The sequence below is a fragment of the Chitinophaga parva genome (assembly GCF_003071345.1).
Taxonomy (GTDB): Bacteria; Bacteroidota; Bacteroidia; order Chitinophagales; family Chitinophagaceae; genus Chitinophaga; species Chitinophaga parva.
Window position 1 is genome coordinate 1,311,085 of the sequence record NZ_QCYK01000001.1, and the last position, 19,198, is coordinate 1,330,282.

At 55.3% G+C, this 19,198-nt stretch carries 10 protein-coding genes; 6 read left to right on the forward strand and 4 right to left on the reverse strand.

Annotation, left to right across the window (positions count from 1 at the left end; translation table 11 throughout):
* The first annotated feature begins 284 nt into the window (after positions 1 to 284).
* Together DCC81_RS05665 and DCC81_RS05670 are read left to right on the forward strand one after the other, a co-directional pair.
* Positions 285 to 1,421 carry an outer membrane beta-barrel protein gene (locus DCC81_RS05665; protein ID WP_108685600.1) on the forward strand — a complete coding sequence of 379 codons (1,137 nt, stop codon included), beginning with the start codon at positions 285 to 287 and terminating at the stop codon, positions 1,419 to 1,421.
* A 103-nt stretch (positions 1,422 to 1,524) separates the two neighbouring features.
* Positions 1,525 to 3,114: an ammonium transporter gene (locus DCC81_RS05670; RefSeq protein WP_108686478.1), complete on the forward strand. Its 1,590-nt coding sequence runs from the start codon at positions 1,525 to 1,527 to the stop codon at positions 3,112 to 3,114.
* A gap of 210 nt (positions 3,115 to 3,324) precedes the next feature.
* Here the strand turns inward: DCC81_RS05670 and DCC81_RS05675 are convergent, their stop codons facing one another.
* On the reverse strand, positions 3,325 to 5,370 hold the full coding sequence (locus DCC81_RS05675) for a M13 family metallopeptidase (RefSeq protein ID WP_108685601.1): 2,046 nt from the start codon (positions 5,368 to 5,370) through the stop codon (positions 3,325 to 3,327).
* A 120-nt stretch (positions 5,371 to 5,490) separates the two neighbouring features.
* On the opposite strand from DCC81_RS05675, the gene DCC81_RS05680 reads away from it, so the two are divergent.
* On the forward strand, positions 5,491 to 6,018 hold the full coding sequence (locus DCC81_RS05680; RefSeq protein ID WP_108685602.1) for a hypothetical protein: 528 nt from the start codon (positions 5,491 to 5,493) through the stop codon (positions 6,016 to 6,018).
* A 43-nt stretch (positions 6,019 to 6,061) separates the two neighbouring features.
* Entirely contained in the window at positions 6,062 to 7,324 is a 1,263-nt protein-coding gene (locus DCC81_RS05685) for a replication-associated recombination protein A (RefSeq protein WP_108685603.1), read from the forward strand.
* Here DCC81_RS05685 and pbpC read toward each other — a convergent pair whose 3' ends face one another.
* The 3 genes from pbpC to DCC81_RS05700 all read right to left on the reverse strand — a co-directional run bounded on the left by pbpC (position 7,325) and on the right by DCC81_RS05700 (position 17,018).
* Positions 7,325 to 9,715 (reverse strand): penicillin-binding protein 1C, encoded by a 2,391-nt coding sequence (gene pbpC / locus DCC81_RS05690; protein WP_108685604.1) that lies wholly within the window; start codon positions 9,713 to 9,715, stop codon positions 7,325 to 7,327.
* Positions 9,716 to 9,732: 17 nt separating this feature from the next.
* A complete protein-coding gene (locus tag DCC81_RS05695) occupies positions 9,733 to 15,315 on the reverse strand; it encodes an alpha-2-macroglobulin family protein (protein ID WP_108685605.1) in 5,583 nt (1,860 codons plus the stop codon).
* Positions 15,316 to 15,515: 200 nt separating this feature from the next.
* Complete coding sequence (locus DCC81_RS05700; protein ID WP_108685606.1) at positions 15,516 to 17,018, reverse strand: ATP-binding cassette domain-containing protein; 1,503 nt, start codon at positions 17,016 to 17,018, stop codon at positions 15,516 to 15,518.
* 243 nt (positions 17,019 to 17,261) lie between these two features.
* Between DCC81_RS05700 and DCC81_RS05705 the strand changes: the two genes are divergently transcribed.
* Both DCC81_RS05705 and DCC81_RS05710 read left to right on the forward strand, forming a co-directional pair.
* A complete protein-coding gene (locus DCC81_RS05705) occupies positions 17,262 to 18,611 on the forward strand; it encodes a M28 family metallopeptidase (RefSeq protein ID WP_205686259.1) in 1,350 nt (449 codons plus the stop codon).
* A gap of 90 nt (positions 18,612 to 18,701) precedes the next feature.
* Complete coding sequence (locus tag DCC81_RS05710; RefSeq protein ID WP_108685607.1) at positions 18,702 to 19,145, forward strand: GNAT family N-acetyltransferase; 444 nt, start codon at positions 18,702 to 18,704, stop codon at positions 19,143 to 19,145.
* Positions 19,146 to 19,198: the final 53 nt, after the last annotated feature.

Sequence of the window (19,198 nt, forward strand, 5' to 3'; positions counted from 1 at the left end):
CTGTAATCGCGCTCACAGATAGCTTTATAGTCTGTTACTGTTTCATCTCCCTGCATAAGGGGGACCAGTCTTTTATTTTCATCTGAGAAACTTCCAGCCGCTTTGCTTATGCAAGCGGGTTACCCCGCCGGAGTGCAAGGGCCGGCGCGGGGCATCGTACGCCAAAAAATTAATACTGAGCCAGGCCTTACCCCCACAGCTGCTACCCGGAATAGCGGCAAGGCCCCTCGTGTATCTACTATCTCGGCACATCCTCCCATTATTCCACCCACAAAATTTTTGTGATGCGTAAAACAGCTTTACTCCTCCTGATAACCGCTACCCTTCCCTTCTCGGTATGGGCGCAAGGCCCTGACACCACTGCGGCCAAGGCCACTACGGCCCCCGCTCCCGCACAGGCCCCTGCGCCTGCGCCGCCTCCACCGGCCCTGCTCATCACCGGCTCCGTGGATGTGTATTACCGTTACGATTTTAATAAGACAAACACAGACCTTACCAGCTTCACCAGCTCTCATGACCAGTTCAGGCTGGGCATGGCCAGTGTGAAACTGGAACATAAAACAGATAAAGTGGACATGGTGGCCGACCTGGGTTTTGGTTCCCGTGCACAGGAATTTGTCTACAACGACAACGGTATTGTACAAGCCATTAAACAACTGTACATCAGCTATTCCCCCACTGCATGGGTGAAGTTCACCGCCGGTACCTGGGCTACCCACGTGGGGTACGAGGTGCTGGACGCGTATGCCAACCGTAATTACAGCATGTCTTATATGTTCACCAATGGACCTTTTTCCCACACCGGGGTTCGGGCCGACTTCACGGTGGGCAAAAGCGGGATCATGATCGGTGTTTCCCAGCCAACAGACTTCCGTTCGGTGCCCGCCGACGGTTCGAATAATAAAAACCTCATTGCGCAGTATAGCTACACTGCCAGCGATAATTTCAAACTCTTTCTCAACTACGTGGGTGGCCGCGATGTAACGGATACCAAGGTGCACCAGTATGACCTGGTGATCAACTCCAGGGAGTCCAGCAAGTTTGGTATCGGTTTTAACGCTACGGTGAATACTTCTACCGCCAGCAATGAAGGTAAGTATGATACGCACCGCACCTGGTGGGGTACCGCGGCTTACTTTAACCTGGACCCCAAACCCTGGCTGGGCCTTACCCTGCGCACAGAATATTTCAGCGATAATGATGGGGTGAAGATGCATCCCTATGCACGCGCCGGTGGCGTAGCACCGTTGGGAGCCGCCGTTTTTGCCAACACTTTGTCCGCCAATTTCAAAGTGAGCGGCTTCACCTTCATTCCTGAATTCCGCTATGATCACGGCTCCGAGCCGCTCTTTACCAAAAAAGACGGCACGGTAACGCAATCGGGCCCCAGCCTGCTCTTTGCAGCCATCTATGCGTTCTGATAATTTATAAAAAGACAATGCTCCATTTAACCTGAACTGTATATGTAACCCCCTTTAGTTTTCATCACTAAATCTATAAGAAATGGGAGCAACCAATTTTATCATGAACAGAATTTTACCGGGCGGCGCCGCGCAACAGCCGCCGGTATTGGAAAAACTGAGCCGCCGCGACAAATGGCGCATCGCCGGAGCTATGATGGCAGGCAAGATGCTGGGCCTTTTTGCCGTGATCATTGCCATGGGCCTGCTGCCCGGTTTCCTGGGTATGCCTGCCCACGCACAGGCTGCAGCAGCGGATGCTTACACCGCACATGAAACCACTTTGATCAACACGGCCAACACTATCTGGACGCTGCTGGCGGCCTTCCTGGTATTTGGCATGCAGCCGGGCTTTGTATTCCTGGAAGCCGGCTTTGCCCGCAAGCGCGAAACGGTGAATGTGCTGATGGAATGTATTTTTGATACCTGCCTTTGTGGTATCCTGTTCTGGGCTGTTGGCTATGCCTTTATGTTCAGCGAAGGCAATGGTTTCATCGGGTATCATTGGTTCTTTTTGAACGGGGCGCCTGAAACCTATGGAGCCACTGGTATTCCCATCCTGGCGCACTGGATCTTCCAGTTTGCTTTTGCGGATACTACTTCTACGGTAACATCCGGTGCTATGATTGGCCGTACCAGTTTCCGGGGCGATATCCTGTACAGCATTGGCGTTACCGGTTTTATTTATCCCATTATAGGCCACTGGGCCTGGGGGCCGGATGGTTTCCTGGCGCTGATGGGTACTCCCGGCCACTTCCTGCCGGGCCTGGGCCAGGGCTTCCGCGACTTTGCCGGCAGCACCGTGGTGCACACCATTGGTGGCATGGTATCGCTGGCGGGTGCCATTGTACTGGGGCCCCGCTTAGGCCGCGTATTCAAGCGCGACGGGGGCGGTATGCCCGCGCCGCATAATCTTACCGTGGCCGCGGTAGGCGGGTTTATCCTGTGGTTTGGCTGGTATGGTTTTAACCCCGGCTCCACGTTGTCTGCCGTAGACATGCAGGGCATTGGCCGCGTAGCGGCAAATACTACGCTGGCTGCCTGCGCTGCCGGTATTTCTGCCATGGCCATTGCATTTTATATTGGCGATACGAAAGGGAAATTTGACCTGGCTTATACCACCAATGGTTTCCTGGGCGGCCTGGTGGCCATTACCTGCCCCTGTTATTGGGTATCTCCTCTGGGTGCTATCCTGATCGGGTTCCTGGCTGGCTTCGTGGCATGGGCTGTATTGAATTTACTGGAGCACTGGCGCGTGGATGATCCCATTGGCGCGGTAGCGGTGCATGGTGGTTGTGGCATCTTTGGTACTTTATCCCTCGGCCTCTTTGCATCCGGCCAGTACGGCGTTACCGGCCCGCTGGGCGCAGATAACTCCGCCCCGGTGACAGGGCTCTTTTACGGTGGCGGCTTTGGTGTGCTGGAGGCGCAGGCCATTGGCAGCCTTACCGTTACCGTAGCTACACTGGCGGTATCCTTCGCCCTGTTTGGCATTATCAGCAAACTGCCTTATCCCTGGAAACTGCGCGTGGAGCCGCATGGCGAAACTGGTCCCGGTGGCCTGGATATGTTTGAACACGGTACGGAAGCCTATCCTTCCCAAACAACGGGTGTAAGCATGCCGGCGGATCTGCAGGAAGCGCTGCAGGCGTAGGTTGGATGGGGGTTTAGGTCCTGGGTCTTAAGTCTTAAGTCCTAGGTCCTAAGTCTCAGGTATGAGGCGCCTGATATTACGAACTACTTTTCGGTGGTCGATCTAATTGGGTTGTATGAACGCAAAAGGCCGTCCTGGTTTAACCGGGACGGCCTTTGTTTTAATGCCTTGTACTTAAGACCTAGGACTTAGGACCTAAGACAATTTCTTTTACCAGATCACTACCCTGGAAGTATCACCCAGTGCCATCTTGCTGGTTTTGCAATGCCATGCATCTGCAAATTCTTTCAGGTGGGGAAGGGGCCCGTTTATACGGTCACGCGCGGGGGAGTGCGGGTTGGTCTGCACCTGGTTGCGCAGGGCGGCTTCCGTTATGTTGCCGTGCCATACCTGTGCCCAGCCCAGGAAGAAGCGCTGCTGCCAGGTGAAGCCGTCAATCGGTTTGGGCTCGCCTTTGCCTTTGAAAGAATTTTTCAGCGCGTAGTAGGCCAGGGTAAGGCCACCCAGGTCGGCGGTGTTTTCACCGAGGGTGAGACGGCCGTTGATGTTAAAGCCGGGCAGTACTTCAATGCGGCTGAAGTAGTCTGCATAGCGACCGGTCAGCTTGTCAAAGTTAGCGCGATCCGTAGCGGTCCACCAGTTTTTCAGGTTACCGTCTGCATCAAACTGGGAGCCTTCATCATCAAACCCGTGGGTGAATTCGTGACCGATCACCGCGATGATGCCACCGTAGTTGATCGCGTCATCTGCATCGGGGTTGAAGAAGGGCGGTTGCAGGATGCCTGCGGGGAATACCACTTCATTGTTCAGCGGGTTGTAGTAAGCATTCACCGTTTGCGGCGTCATGCCCCAATCGGATTTGTCTACCGGTTTGCCCAGTTTGGCCAGGTTATCCTCGGAACGCCATTTCTCTGCATTCATCACGTTTTCCACCAGGGTGTTGGGGCGGATGTCAATGCTGGAGTAATCTTTCCACTTATCGGGGTAGCCGATCTTGTAGGTGAAGGAAGCCAGCTTGGCGTGGGCCATTTTCTTGGTGGTATCGCTCATCCAGGAGAGCTGGTCAATGCGCTGGCCAAATACGGTGCGCACGTTCTCTATCATCTCAGATACTTTCTGCTTGGAGCTTTCCGGGAAATATTGCTTGGCAAACAGCTTGCCCAGGGGCATACCCAGGTAGCCATCTGTAGCGCGGATGCCGCGGGTGAGGCGGTCCTTCTGTTCTTTACGGCCGGTCATCACGGTGCCAAAGAAATGGAAGTTGGCGTCGTCAAAGGGTTTGCTGAGCAGGGAAGCGTAGTGGCTGAGCAGGTGCCAGCGGGTGTAGAGCTTCAGGGTTTCCAGCGGGGTGCTTTTCAGCAGGGCATCCGTGCCGGAGATATATTCCTTGTTCTGCAGGATGATGGTATCCGGTTTCAGGCCCTGTGCAGCAGTGAAGGCGTCCCAATCATAAGTGGGGGCCAGGGTTTTCAGCGCTGCATAGTTGCTCTTGTTGTACGTTTTCTGCGGATCGCGGAGCTGTACACGGGTGAGCTGGAGTTTGGCCAGTTTGGTTTCAAAATCCATGATGGTCTGGCCGGGATGCGGGTCGTTGAAGCCGGCCAGCTGCAGCAGCTGGTCAATGGTCTTTACCAGTTCCGCGCGCACATTGGCGGTCACGGAATCTGTACGCTCATAGTAGCTCCGGTCGCCCAGGGTAAGGCCATCCTGGCCTTCGTACAGGGCGTTCCATTTGCTGTTCTGCGCATCGGCTTCCACGCCAAAGCCCCATACGGTGGGCACGTTGTACACCTGCAGTTCGCCGGTCACCTTGGCCCAGTCAGACAGGCTCTGTACAGCGTTGATCTTGTCGAACCAGGGGGCCAGGGGGCTTACGCCGCGCTTGGCGATGGTAACGGTATCCGTAAAGGAGCGGTAGAAATCAGCGATCTGCTGTTCTTCGGAGCCTTTGGCGAGATTGGATTTGCGGGAGATCTCTTCGATGATGCCTTTCAGGCGTACTTCCTTGTTTTCCTTATCCAGTACGTTAAAGGAGCCCCAGGCGCTTTCTGTACCGGGGATGGGGTTCTTCTTTTTCCAGTTACCGTTGGCAAACTGGTCGAAGTCGGTACAGGGGTCCGCGGTACGGTCCAGGGAAGACAGATCGAAAGCGGGTACCTTGGCGGGTGCTTTTTTGGTGGGAGGCCCCTGCACGAATGCAGCTGCCCCGACCAGCAATACCGGCAGGGCCAGCAGTCCGGCTTTTTTAATGCTCATAAGTTAAGTGGTTTAGGCGCTAAAGGTATTGCATTTGGGGAATTGCCGGGCCACCGCTCATCCCGGAATAGATACAGTGGAACAAAATTGCTAGGTTTGCAACTGTATTAAAATGTGGATATGACGTTTAAGTTCGGCTTGTTGAAAGTATTGAGCATTATTAACCTGGTAGTGTCTTCCGGCCTGGTACTGCTGGCTGCCCTCAGCCTGCTGATGTCTGTAAGCCCTACCGGCCTGGTACTGATATTCTTCATGGGTGCGGCTGCCATTCACAGCTGGCTGGGGCTTTCCCTGCACCGTAGCCTGCGTACCGGCGAGCCACTGGATGAGCAGAAGCCTACCGGCCTGCGGGTGATCGGTTTTATCACGGCCTTTGCCGCCTTCATGTGCATGGCCAGCTGTATCACTTTCCTGCGTGCGCCGGAAAGCCTGGTGCGGGAAGCGGTACAACCTATGCTGGACCAGCAGCCCAAAGGCCCCGGCGCCTTTACCCTGGGCCAGCTGGAGCAGCTGGTGCGCGGTATGGCAGTGGCAATGCTGATCTACGCTATTTCCCTGATGGTGAACTATATTATGTCCATGAACTTCCTGCAGGTGTACCTGCACCGGCGCCAGGGCGGACAGGATAACGGGGACAGTTTGTTTTAGGCCCGGTATTGGCGGCGTTGTTTAGTATTTAATCAAGTTGAGTATGGCCAAGGTTCCTTTAGCAGAGCGGCTGCGTCCACAAACCCTGGACGACCTGGTGGGGCAGGCCCATTTGACGGGGCCGGGCAGCATTTTACGGAAATCACTCCAGCAGGGCAAGGTGCCCTCCATGATATTGTGGGGCCCTCCTGGTGTGGGCAAAACCACCATTGCCAACATCATTGCCCACACCCTGGATGTTCCTTTTTACACCCTCAGCGCCATTTCTTCCGGCGTAAAGGAAGTGCGGGAAGTGATAGAAGCGGCCCGCCTGCAACAGGGGGCGGTATTGTTCATAGACGAAATACACCGTTTCAATAAGGCACAGCAGGACGCCTTCCTGGGCGCCGTGGAAAAAGGCATCATCACACTGATAGGCGCCACCACGGAAAATCCTTCTTTTGAAGTGAACGCGGCCCTGCTCTCCCGCAGCCAGGTATACGTGCTGAAGCCCCTGGGGCCGGAGGAATTGCTGCAATTACTGCAGCAGGCATTGCTCAAGGACAAGTGGCTGCAAAGCAAGCAGGTGGAGCTGAAAGAAACCGCTGCTTTGTTCAACATTTCCGGGGGCGATGCCCGCAAGCTGCTCAATCTTTTTGAGCTGGTGGTAGATACCATGAACGAGCCTCCCGTGGTGATCACAGACCAGGTGGTGATGGACATTGCGCAGCAGCGTGTAGCCATTTACGATAAGCAGGGAGAGCAGCACTACGATATTATTTCTGCTTTCATCAAAAGCATCCGCGGCAGCGATCCTAATGGCGCCGTGTACTGGCTGGCCCGCATGATAGCCGGTGGTGAGGATGTGAAGTTCATTGCCCGGCGCATGGTGATCCTGGCTTCGGAAGACATTGGCAATGCCAATCCCAATGCGCTGCTGATGGCCACTAATTGCTTCCAGGCGGTGACCATGATCGGCTACCCGGAGGCCCGCATCATTCTTTCGCAATGCGCCACCTACCTTGCTGCCAGCCCCAAAAGCAATGCGGCCTATATGGCCATTAACCAGGCACAAAGCCTGGTGGCCCAAACCGGCGACCTGCCTGTGCCCCTGCACATCCGCAACGCACCTACAAAGCTGATGAAGCAGCAGGGTTATGGCAAAGACTACAAGTACTCGCACGATTTTGAGCACCATTTTGCCCCGCAGGAATACCTGCCGGATGCCATTACCAATACCCGCCTGTATGATCCTGCCCACAACCCGCGGGAAGATGAGCTGCGCAAGTACCTGAGGGCGCTCTGGAAAGAGAAATATGGGTATTGATCAGGACTTCTTCTCTTTGTCCAGTATCTCAAAATTTATTCTTACTTCTTCCCCATTTTCATCTACTAATGTCAGCGTGTGTTTACCGGGTGGCGGGTGCACGGCCAGTTGATGCATGTCCATAGTGGTGCCCACAAACTGGTTGTCGATATGCCAGAATATCTTTGTGCCGGGCGTGCGGTGTGCGGCGGTGAACACAGCTTCCCCCGGGCTGCCGTCTATTTCCACGGGCACGTAAATGCGGGCGCCGGCGCGGGGGTAGATCAGCTCCATGGCCGGCTTGTCCTGGTCTACAGATGATAAGCAGTCCTGCCGGTAGGGTGGCAGGGGCAGGTAGCTGTTCTTTTGCTTGTAATAAAATTCCATGGCGGGTGGCAGTACAAACCAGGGCTTGTGCTGCATGAGGTAAGGCGGCTCACATGCTTCGGTAACGCGGTACTGGCCCGTGTGATCCAGGTGGACCAGCTGGTGATAGGGGCAGGTGCCGGAACGGAGGCCGGCGGCGGGTACCCACAGCGAATCCCGGTCCGGGCAGTTTTCCCCTGCGCGGAAGCCGCTCTGGCGGCATACTTCCACCTTTTTTAATTTATCATACGGGGTGGGGAACCAGGCGCCCGCGGGCAGCAGTTTAAAGATATCAAACAGCACGGGGGCCGCGGTAGATACACCAATGAGGCCGGGGCGGCCTTCGCCATCTGCATTGCCCACCCATACGCCTACAACATAGCCGGGGGTAACGCCAATGGCCCATCCATCACGGAAACCAAAGCTGGTACCGGTTTTCCAGGCTACCCGCTGGCTGGAGGAGAACTGTTGCCACAGCATTTCCTCGCCGGGGCGCATTACTTCTTCCATGGCATTGAAGGCATGCCAGATGGCGCCGGCATCCAGCAGGCCATTGGGGCCGGGCTGGTAGCGGGATACGCGGCGCTCATCCATGCGGTAGCCCGGCCCGTGAATATCGTCCAGATCATAGCCGCCCTTATTTTGCTGCAGGTGCAGCAGGGTGCGGGCCATGCTGCCATACACGCCACACAGCTCCCACAGCGTGTTCTCCCCCCCTCCCAAGATCAATGAAAGGCCATAGTGATCCGCATTTTGTTTGAGCGTGGTAACGCCCAGCTGGCGTAGCAATGCGTGGAACCTTTCATAACGGTACAATTGCAGCATACGCACCGCGGGCACGTTCAGGGAGCGGGAAAGGGCGCGGGATGCGGGTACGGCGCCATCAAACCCCAGGTCAAAGTTCTGCGGTGTGTAGCCGGCTATCTGGGTGGGAATGTCCGGGATCAGGGTATTGGGCAGGATCTGCCCATCGCCCAGGAGGGCTGCGTACAGGATGGGCTTCAGCGTGCTGCCCGGGCTGCGGGGGCTTTGAATGATATCCACGTGGCTTTGCAGGGCAGAATCCGCAGGGTTGTAGATATTGCCCACGTAAGCGAGTGCATTGCCTGTTTCCACATCCAGCACCAGGGCGGCGGCGTTGTTAATACCATTGGCCCGGTAAATAGTATGATAGCGCTGCAGAATGTCGTTTACATTCCGTTGTAAGGGCCCGTCTATCGTGGTTTTGATGCGGGTGTCAGGATCATGGTGTGCCATGGCTTCCTGGCGGAAATGCTCCAGCAGGTGGGGTGCCAGCTGTGGCAGGGCCAAAGGTTGGTCTGGCAGGGGCTCCAGCTTGGAGAGCGCACAGGTGCTGCTGTCTATTTTTTTAGCGGTGCACAGTTCCTCCAGGAGAGCATTGCGCTTGCGCAGCAGTTCCTGCCGGTTACGGCCGGGGTGCACCAGGGCAGGGCTGTTGGGCAATACTGCCAGTGCCGCCATCTCGCCCCAGGAAAGGGCTTCCGGGCTGCGGCCGTAATAGCGCCAGGCCGCCGCATCCAGGCCTACCACGTTGCCCCCAAAGGGTGCATGGCCTGCATACAGCGCCAGGATAGACTTTTTGGAGTAGGAAAATTCCAGGCGGGTGGCCAGGGTTATTTCCACCAGTTTTTGCCAGAGATTGCGGGGCTTGTTGCGGGAAAGGCGGATCACCTGCATGGTGAGGGTGCTGCCCCCGCTCACTACATGGCGGCTGCGGAAATTCTGCAGGGTGGCGCGCCCCAGGGCCAGGGGATCCACACCCCAGTGATGGTAAAAGCGTTTGTCTTCATACGTGGTGATGCACTGGGCAAATTTTTCCGGGACCTTTTTCGCCACGGGAAAACGCCATTGCCCGTCTGCCGCGATAGTGGCGCTGAGCAGGTCTCCGTGACTGTCTTCTATCACGTAGGAAGTGGGGTCAGTAAAGAGTTTTGCGGGGAGGGCAAAGCCGTACAGGAGGAGCAGTACGGCAATGCACACCAGCCACCATTTTCTTCGTTGACCCCAGGCCAGGAGTTTTTGCATGAGCAGAAAGATCACTTTTATTTCACTACTTCCACCCACTTACCGGTAGCGTAAGCGCGGATGGAATTGTCGTACATGGCCTCACAGCTGGTGGCCGGGAGGTAGTAGCGGCCCAGGTATGCGGCATTGAGCAGCACATTGTACGTATGTGTTTTATTTTCTTCAAGGTTGAAGAACGTATACACCCGGTCATCGCGGATATCCTGGTAATTGGAAGGTGAGTTATGGAAAGCGCTGTCATTTTCCAGCAGGCGGGTATTGAGAATTTCCCAGCCGGAGGGAAACACCTGGTTCAGCGCCATCTGTTCATAATACCCACGTTTGCCGGGATTGTGGATGGTAACGGTGGCCATGAAATCCGATCCCTGCTTCAGGGATACAGGATCCAGCGGCTTGCCGTCGCGGGTACTGTAGCGCACCTCCATGGTGAGGATCTCCGGGTTAGCCGGGATCACCGGTTCCTGGCCTGCTTCGGGCTGGCCCTGCAGGATGAGGCGTGCGTAGAGCAGGTTACCGCCATTGTTCTGCAGGCTCACATTGCCTGCGGCGCCATTGAAGGTTACCGGCACCTGGGCCACGTAGGTGTGCTGGCTGTTGATGCTGCCCTTCACGCCATTGAGCGTGTAGCTGCAGTTCATTACACTGCCGCCACTGTTAGCGCCGCAGTAACGGGCAATGGCGATGAGGCTGTAGGCCGTGGTCTGCGTGCTGTACCAATAGTCCTGTGAAAGGCTGGCAGCTATTTGTGTAACCAGGGTAGATGCCTGGCTTCGTTTACCCATGAGCGTTAGTGTTTCCAGGATCATGGCCTTATCGCGCAGGTCGGACCCGAAGGTGCCACCCAGTTGTGTGTAAGGTTTTACGTCCGTGGAGAGGCCTGCCACCAGGGCGTTTGCGGCTTCCGGCTGGCCCGCCAGTTTATAGGCGGCGGCCAGTTGCCATCTTGCCGGCACGGAGATGTATTTAAATTCCTTGAGGCGGTTCATAGCGCCCAGTTCAGGTGCTTTGGCCATGGCCAGCAGGTACAGGCGGTATGCCTGCATCAGGTCTCCGCCATAGAAGTTATAGCTGTTAGGTGCCCAGGTTACGGCCTTATTGCGCTGGTATTTCTTCCACTGGTCCAGCATGCCGGGGGGCAGGGTGTAGCCCTTGTCCTGTGCTTCCAGCAGGAAGTGGCCGGCATAGTTGGTCCCCCATTCATCAGCAGTATTATTGCCCGGCCAGTAGCTCAGGCCTCCATCACTGGTCTGGAAACCTTTAAGGCGGTTAATGCCTGCCTTGATGTTGCGGTCTATTTCCGCCTTCTGGCTTTCCTTCACTTCCATGAGCGCGGGCAGCGACAGTTGCGGGAATACGGCCGATGTGGTTTGCTCTACGCAGCCGTAGGGGTATTCAATGAGATAATTGAGGCGCTTGCCCAGGTTCAACGGTGGAATGGTGGAGATCTCCAGCACACCTTTGTTGGTGCCGGCCATGCCCACGGGGCTAAACGCCGTGTTCCACGCAGCATGCGGCTGCAGGTCGTTCTGCAGGATGTTGGTCATTACCGGGTTAGGGTTGCGCACATTCAGTTCCTGTTCATCCGTGGCGCTTTCTGCGCCGCTGCTGGCGGTCACCTTGAATTTGGCCACGCCGGTAGCATTTTTCACGCGCACATCAAAGTACACGAGCTGCTCACCGGGCTGGGTGAAGGTAACGGTACGGGTGCGGTCGCCCACAACTTCCAGCAGGTTGTTGGTGGCCAGGGTCACATTGGCATTATGGATATTTTTTTCCAGGCCAAATACTGTTACCGGCAGTTGTATGGTTTCACCGGGGCCCAGTACGCGGGGCGCGGAGGTGAGCAGCATGAGTGGCTTTTTCACGGCGGCAGTTTTTTCCGCACTGCCGTAAGCGCCCTCCTGGCCGGCCACCACCATCACTTTCACAGCGCCAATGTAGGGCGGCAGTTTAAAGGAGTGGGTAGCGGTTTGTCCTTTCTTCAGGTAGAAGGGGCCCATGTATTTTACCACTGGTTTAAAGCGGTTGGCCTTAGCAGCGCTGGCGTTGCGGTTCAGTCCCTGGTCGCCGCCTATGCTCAGGATGCGTTCCAGGTCGCCGCCCCATGCGCCTATCACGTAGTCATAAATATCCCACGTCCTTACGCCCAGCGCTTCGCGGGCATAGAACACGCTGTGCGGGTCTGGTGTCTGGAAGCGGGTAAGGTCCAGCAGGCCTTCATCCACCACGGCTACAGTATAGGTCATGGCCTTGCCGTTTGCCTCCGTCACTTTAATGGTGGCATTGTCTTCCGGGCGGAATTTTTCCGGCATGTTGATCACCGGTTTCAGGATGGTGTTGGGATCTTCCACGCTGATAGGAATGGTGCCATACATGCGGATGGGCAGGTCATTCACCGTTTGTGCGTGGGGCTGCAGCAGGCTTACGTTCACATACACATTGGGCGACATGCCGCTTTCCGCCTTGAACTTGTATACGGTTTGTTTGTCGTCGGTATTCACCCACGCGGTTTTGATCACTTTACTACCCGATTCAATGCTGATCAGCGCGCGCCCGCCCTTGCTGCTCGGGATGGTGAGCGTTACAGGATCGCCCACTTTGTAGGCAGGTTTATCCGCCGTGAATACCAGCATGGAAGCCTCTTCGGGGTTTTCCTGCTGTACACGCTCTGCCCAGCCGGGGTAGTCGATGTACACAGACTGGCCGGTCATATGGCCACTTTGCGGGTCTTTTACACGCACCAGGTAGCGGCCCCACTCAGGGCTGTTGACGCGCAGCTTATACGTGCCTTTACCATTCACCAGGGTTACTTCCTGTTTTCCTATGAACTGGTTGTACTTGTCGGAAGTAAAGTTCGTATAGTCGTCGCCGGTATCATCCCACCACCAGCGCCAGCGCAGCTTGTAAAGGTACACTTCCGCCGTGCGGGTGCCGCTTACCAGGTTGCCGTCATCATCCACATTCACAATGCTCACAGGGTGGTCCTGGTCTGTAAGCAGCATGCCGGTCATGCGATCCCCATCCGGTATTTTTACGCCTACGTAGGAAGTAAAGGGATGGTAGGGCAGGGAAAAATGATCGATGCTGAAGTCGCCGCCCGGCTCAAATACCTTGATCTCGAAGTTGGCTTTCAGCATGCCGGGTGCAGGATTGCCCAGCGGGAAATCTGCTTTCACCGGTGCGCTGCCGGATTCATTGAGCGGCCCTTCAAAGATGGTCTTGTTCTCCGTTTCAAAATGGCCTACGGGATCGTCAAAGCTATAGCCTTCCCATTTCTTAAAGGTGGTGGTTTGTGCGCTCAGGGCCACGTCCACCTTGGCTTTCAGGCTTTGCGCGGTAGCGCCAAAGAGCCATTGTGCATTCAGCGTACCGGTGGTGCCGCCGGCTGTTTTGGTCAGTACATTTTTAGCGCCAAAGTCCAGGTTTATTTTTAAGCGGTTGGGTTTTACCGTTTCAATCTTCAGGTTCTTGGTGAAGGCGGCTCCGCCCACCTGCACTTTCGCCGTCCAGTTGCCCGTGGGATCGTCCGGGGCGGTGGCGGTAGCAAAGCTGTAGAAGCCATTGAGCCCGTTGTTTTGGGTAATGCGCTTGTACAACTGGCCTTTGGGATTGAAGAGTTCCAGGGTTACCGGGTGGTTATCCGGCAGTTTTTTATCCTTGTCTTCCAGCACAAAGGTGAGGAAGAGGGAGTCGCCGGGGCGCCATACGCCGCGCTCCCCGTACAGGAAGCCTTTGATGCCGCTTTGGATCTCTTCCCCTTTTACGTCAAAACGGCTCAGGGGCAGGGAGCTGCCATCGTCCAGTTTGAGGTAGCCGCGTTCATTGTCTTTTTTGGCAATGAGCAGGTAGGGGGTACGTTTCAGGTCAAAGGTGGCCAGGCCATCCCCGTCGCTTTTGGTTTTAAAGATCACCTGGTTCTGGTAGTCCAGCAGTTCCAGTTCCACGCCGATCAGGGGCTTGGTATCGCGGATGTCTGTTACGGCCACCAGCATGCTGTTATCATTCCCCCGTTTGGTAATGAGGCCAATGTTGGACGCAATGATATTGCGCGATGCCCAGCGGCTCTTGTTGTAGTAAGAGCTGGAGCAGGGCTCGTCTTTCTCCTGCCAGTTGTAGCCGTAAGGATAATAGCTGTCGTACCGGCTCCAGAAGCCATCGTCCTCGTCTATTTTATCACCGTAGTATTCACTTTCATCGTATTCATCCCCGTTGCTGGCGGTGTTGTTACCGGTAGAATCGGCCGCGGTGCAGCTGGTAATGGCGTAGGACTTACGGAAGCCGATGGTAACGCGGTAAATGGCGCCAGGTTCAGTTTGCAGCAGTTTTTCCAGGTCCAGGTAGAAGCGGTTTTTCTTGTGCAGGTTCAGGGAGTGGTCTGTGTCCAGCCGCACGGTTTTCTCCACTACGGGTTTGGCTACACGCCGCAGGTCTTCTGCGCCGTCCAGTGTGTTGCGTTGCAGGTATTGGGGAATGTTGTTTTCGTAGATCTTGATGATGGTAACGTCTACCGCCTTGAGGTTCACGGCTTCAAAGGGCATTACCAGTTTGCTGCTCTGGGGCAGGATCACGCCTTTGCCGGGGATGGTGACGGCAGGCAGGGTATTCTCAAAATTCACGTTGGCGCTCCACGCCTTTTCCAGTTTTTTATCAGTGATATTGAGAATGCCTTCGGCAATATTTACCTGGTAGTTGCCTTCCAGGCGTTCCGGCGCATACACACTTACTTCACTGCCGCTGATGGTGTAACGCAGGTCGCTGGCGTTGCTGATGCCGATCATGCCTTCCAGGCTCTGGGCGGGGCTGATGGGATCGGAGAATTGGACCAGCAGGTGCTGCTCAGGGTCTGACTCCGCGCGCACCTCCAGTACCTTAAAATCACCGATGGCGGGCACTTCTACCGTTTTTTTATCCTGCTTGTTCACGTTGAGTGGCGTACCATCCCAGGTGAGGCCCAGAAGGCGGGCGGTGTTGCCGCGGGCCAGGCCGGAAATAGTAAAGGAGGAAGTGCGTGCTGTAGGGTTGTGCTGCCAGGTGGTCACCGGTTTGGCGCCATCATAGTTCACCTTGAGCAGTTGCTCTATTTTCTGTGGGTCTTCCACATCGGCGGTGTTCACCACACCGGTGTAGGTCATGTTTTCAAGGGAGTTATTGTCTGCCGCTTTGAGCCCGTGCGCTTCTACGGCATATGCCGGTTTAATGACACGGAAGCTGAAGTCGAAGTCTTTCAGCTGGGCGGGTACGTCTGCCACTTTGGAAAGTTTGAACGTGGCATCGTAGTCCTTGCCTGGCTGCAGGTTTTCATCCGGGCGGAATTCAATGGTGGTGGCATCTACCCAGTACGCCTTGCCTTTGATGCCCGGCGAAAAATCGAAGAGGGATTTGTCTACCGGTTCATTATCAGCATGGGTCACATTCACCGCATTGGCCAGCTGGACGCGGATGGTGCTTTGTTTGGAGATCACGCCGGTGGTGTAGGCTTCAATATACTTGGCAAATTCGGGATTGATGGTCTTCCGGGCACGTTTACAACCGTGGAAGATAGTGGCCAGTCCTGCCAGTATGCATACAGTCAGGAGGAGCAGGCTTTTGGGTGCGCGCATAAGCGAATGGAGGTTTTAAAAAAGGATTGGGGTAAAGTTAAGGGTAAATGGTTAATCGTTAAGGGTTAAATGTTAATTGTGGGTGGTTAAATGGTTAAATTATTAAATGCCTAATTGTTTATGGCTAATGGTTAACCGTTCATCGCGGGCTGGCTTTGATCCGTAGCCGTTCACGATCAACGGTTAACCCTCAAGGCTGTTTATTCCACCTGCCTGCCTTTATCCAGGCGGATAAATTTATCCACGCTGGCTGGCAGTTCTTCCACGTAGTGTGTTACAAATACCAGTGTTACCGGCAGGGCGGCGCACAGGGCTTCTATCACCTGTTTGAAATGTTCTTTCTGGCGGGCGTCCAGGCCCTGGCAAGGCTCGTCAAAAATGAGGAGGGGCGGGTTTTTCACCAGTGCACGCGCCAGCAGGGCAATGCGCTGTATGCTTTCCGGCACCTGTTTAAATGGCTGGTTGGCATAGCTATCTATTCCCAATACCTGCATCCAGCCGCGGGCTATTTCCAGTTGCTCCGGCGTGTTGCTGCGGATGGGGCCTATAGTGTCATGAAAGCCGGAGCCTACGATCTGCAGGCAATTGGCCTGGGTGGCAAAGTACTGGTGCAGTTCCGGCGACACGAAGCCGATGCGGCGCTTGATATCCCAGATGCTTTCCCCGCTGCCGCGCCTGCGGTCAAAGAGCACGATCCGGTTGGCATAAGCCTGTGGATTGTCTGCGTTGATAAGACTGAGCAGGGTAGACTTTCCCGCGCCGTTGGGGCCCAGCAGCGCCCATTTGTCATTGGGTCTGATGGTCCAGTGAATGTTTTGCAGGATCCGGGCGTCCCCATATTTCACGTTCACATCCTGCATGCCCACAATCACATCAAAATGCTCCCGTGGCGCGTGGGCTGTCAGTTTGGTGATGAGATCCTTGTCAAATGCGGGGAGTGCAGTTTCCTTTACCGCTGCTTGTGGCAATGCCATGAATGCTTCGCGTGTATACGTTCCCGTTATACGGCCTTCATCCAGCGTAAGCACATGGGTGATCATGTCCGGGATCTCGTGGGGGCTGGTGACCAGCAGCACAGTGGTGCCCAGGCTGGAGATGATGTGGTTGATCATTTCCTGGAAATCCTTACGTGCCTGCACGTCCAGGCCTATGAAGGGATTGTCCAGCATGAGCAGTTTGGGTTGCTGCAGCAGGGCATGGGCTATCATGGTGCGGCGGGTTTCACCGTTAGACAGTTTGATCAGTTCTTTGTGCAGCAGGGAAGGGATGCGCAGGGGCGTAAGCCATTCCATGGTCTTTGCATCTACGGGTGCATCGCCAAAAAGATAGCTTTGCACGGTGGGTGCGTCGTCACTGTCGGAGCTATTGAAACGTTGCTGGTAATAAAAATCAGTGGTGTTGGAATGGTTCTTAAACTGGTGGTGGTGGCTTACCGTGGCCATGAGGCGGCGGTAATTGAAGTAAGGATCATCCTGTGGGTGGGCGGCAATGAAGGCATCGTAAAAGTGGTGGCGGATGGCGCCGTTGATCACGTTAAATTTGCCGGCCAGGGTATTGAGCAGGGCGCTCTTACCCGAGCCGCTGGGGCCAATGATGGCCCAGTGCTGGCCGTTTTCCACCTGCCAGCTTAGCTCGCGGAAGAGGGTGTTGTCCAGGTGGCGTACCGTAATGTGTTCAAGTGCCAGGAAAGCGTTGGTCGTCATACAATCATATTTTAATCAGCTGCCGGCCTTAAAAATAGGGCCTGTGGCCGGAAGAAAGGCCACCTATTTGCCGCGGCAGCCGATGGTCAAACCCGGGGGGAAGTGGGCAAAATGCCCACCGGTGGCCCATTTGCCGCAGGCTAAAATCCGTTGTTCAAAATCTGTATCCTCCCATCCCTAAAAGTTGGGGAAATGGGCCTATGCCCTTAATTTAGGGGCCTCCACCAAAAACTGAATTGGCTTATGATGAAGAAATGGGTGATCTGTGGCCTGCTGGCCTGCCCCGCGTTGCTGCGCGCGCAAACCATCGTGCAGCGCGATCCCGTGATTGGGAAAATGGTAGCAACGGTAAATGCAGACAGCCTGCACAGCTACATCCTGCAGCTCGTAAAGTTTGATACCCGCAGTACCATCAGCAGTACTACAGATGTGAAGAAAGGTATTGGCGCTGCGCGCAATTGGGTACTGCATAAAATGGAATCCTTTGCCCCTGCCAGCGGCGGCCGCCTCACCGTGAAGCTGGACACCACTGCTTACGCGGCAGATGGTAAGCGGGTGGATAAAGATATTAACCTGGGCAATGTGGTGGCCACGCTGAAAGGTACAGACCCCAACGATCCCCGCGTGTACATCATCAGCGGCCACCTGGACAGCCGCGTTACCGATGTAATGGACCGCGTGCACACCGCACCGGGCGCTAATGACGATGGCAGTGGTAGCGCCGCGGTAATAGAGCTGGCACGGGTGATGAGCCAGCAGTCCTTTCCGGCTACCATCATTTTTGTAACGGTGAGCGGGGAAGAACAAGGCCTGCTGGGCGCCACTTACATGGCAAAGAAAGCAAAGCAGGAAAACTGGCAGATAGATGCCATGCTGAATAATGATATCATAGGCCAGAGCACTTCCAGCCAGACTTTGCTGAATGACAACACGAAAGTGCGCGTGTTCAGCGAAGGTATTCCCGCCACGGCAGATGAAGCCATGATCAAACGCATTAAAAGCATGGGAATGGAAAACGACAGCAGGAGCCGTCAATTGGCCCGCTACATCAAGGAAACGGGGGAACGCTATGTAGACCAGCTGGAAGTAAAACTGGAATACCGGGCAGACCGTTTCCTGCGCGGCGGCGACCACTCACCATTCCAGCAGCAGGGCTTCACCGCGGTGCGCATTACGGAAATGAATGAAAACTTTGACCGCCAGCACCAGGACCTGCGCACAGAGAATGGCATTCAATACGGTGACCTGCCGGAGTACATGGATTTTGAGTACCTGCGCAAGAACGCAGCCATGAACCTTTCTGTGCTGGCAAACCTGGCCAGTGCGCCTGCTGAACCAGAAGCCGTAAAGATCGATGTGAAAGAACTGACGAACTATAGCAGCCTCAGTTGGGCGCCGCCCAAATACGGCAAAGCAAAAGGTTATTATGTGCTGATGCGGGAAACATCCAGCCCGGTGTGGGAGAAAAAGTTCTATACCACGGAAACCAGCATGCGCCTGCCTTACTCTAAAGACAACTACTACTTTGCCGTGCAGGCGGTGGGAGAAGGTGGGCAGGAGAGCCTGGCTGTATTCCCCGAAGTAGGCCGCTAGTGCTGGCTTTTATCGGTAAAAATACCTTGCCCCTGCCCCTTACGCACGGGGCTTTTCATTACATTTGGGCTTCTCTAAAAATATCGGAACATGAACTGGACGGTGAAGGCGTTTGAAGAACTGACCACAGCGGAACTATATCACATCCTGCACCTGCGCGCAGCAGTGTTTGTAGTGGAGCAGAATTGCCCTTACCAGGACCTCGACTATTCAGACCAGCAGGCCCTGCACCTCATGGGTACCATTGAAGGAGAATTGGTGGCCTACACGCGCCTGTTTGCCCCGGGTGTAAAATATCCCGGCAAGGCCAGCATAGGGCGGGTGGTGAATGCCGCCAGTGTAAGGGGAAAGGGTGCCGGCCGGGCGCTGATGGAAAAATCTATCGAGGAAGTGGAGGCCCGCTTTGGTAAAGGGCCCATCAAGATCGGTGCCCAGCAATACCTGCAAAGATTTTATACCTCCCTGGGTTTTGAACAAAGCAGTGACGTGTACCTGGAAGATGGTATTCCGCATATTGAAATGGTGAGGCCATAGGCGGTCCTCAACCAGGTTGAACATAACTAAAAAGCGGCACCGGTAAGGGATGC

Bases quoted from the DNA above. Each gene is read 5' to 3' on its own strand.
- DCC81_RS05705 (WP_205686259.1), top strand. From the start codon at position 17,262: ATGATGAAGAAATGGGTGATCTGTGGCCTGCTGGCCTGCCCCGCGTTG.
- pbpC (WP_108685604.1), bottom strand. From the start codon at position 9,715: ATGCAAAAACTCCTGGCCTGGGGTCAACGAAGAAAATGGTGGCTGGTG.
- DCC81_RS05665 (WP_108685600.1), top strand. From the start codon at position 285: ATGCGTAAAACAGCTTTACTCCTCCTGATAACCGCTACCCTTCCCTTC.
- DCC81_RS05710 (WP_108685607.1), top strand. From the start codon at position 18,702: ATGAACTGGACGGTGAAGGCGTTTGAAGAACTGACCACAGCGGAACTA.
- DCC81_RS05700 (WP_108685606.1), bottom strand. From the start codon at position 17,018: ATGACGACCAACGCTTTCCTGGCACTTGAACACATTACGGTACGCCAC.
- DCC81_RS05695 (WP_108685605.1), bottom strand. From the start codon at position 15,315: ATGCGCGCACCCAAAAGCCTGCTCCTCCTGACTGTATGCATACTGGCA.
- DCC81_RS05685 (WP_108685603.1), top strand. From the start codon at position 6,062: ATGGCCAAGGTTCCTTTAGCAGAGCGGCTGCGTCCACAAACCCTGGAC.
- DCC81_RS05675 (WP_108685601.1), bottom strand. From the start codon at position 5,370: ATGAGCATTAAAAAAGCCGGACTGCTGGCCCTGCCGGTATTGCTGGTC.
- DCC81_RS05680 (WP_108685602.1), top strand. From the start codon at position 5,491: ATGACGTTTAAGTTCGGCTTGTTGAAAGTATTGAGCATTATTAACCTG.
- DCC81_RS05670 (WP_108686478.1), top strand. From the start codon at position 1,525: ATGAACAGAATTTTACCGGGCGGCGCCGCGCAACAGCCGCCGGTATTG.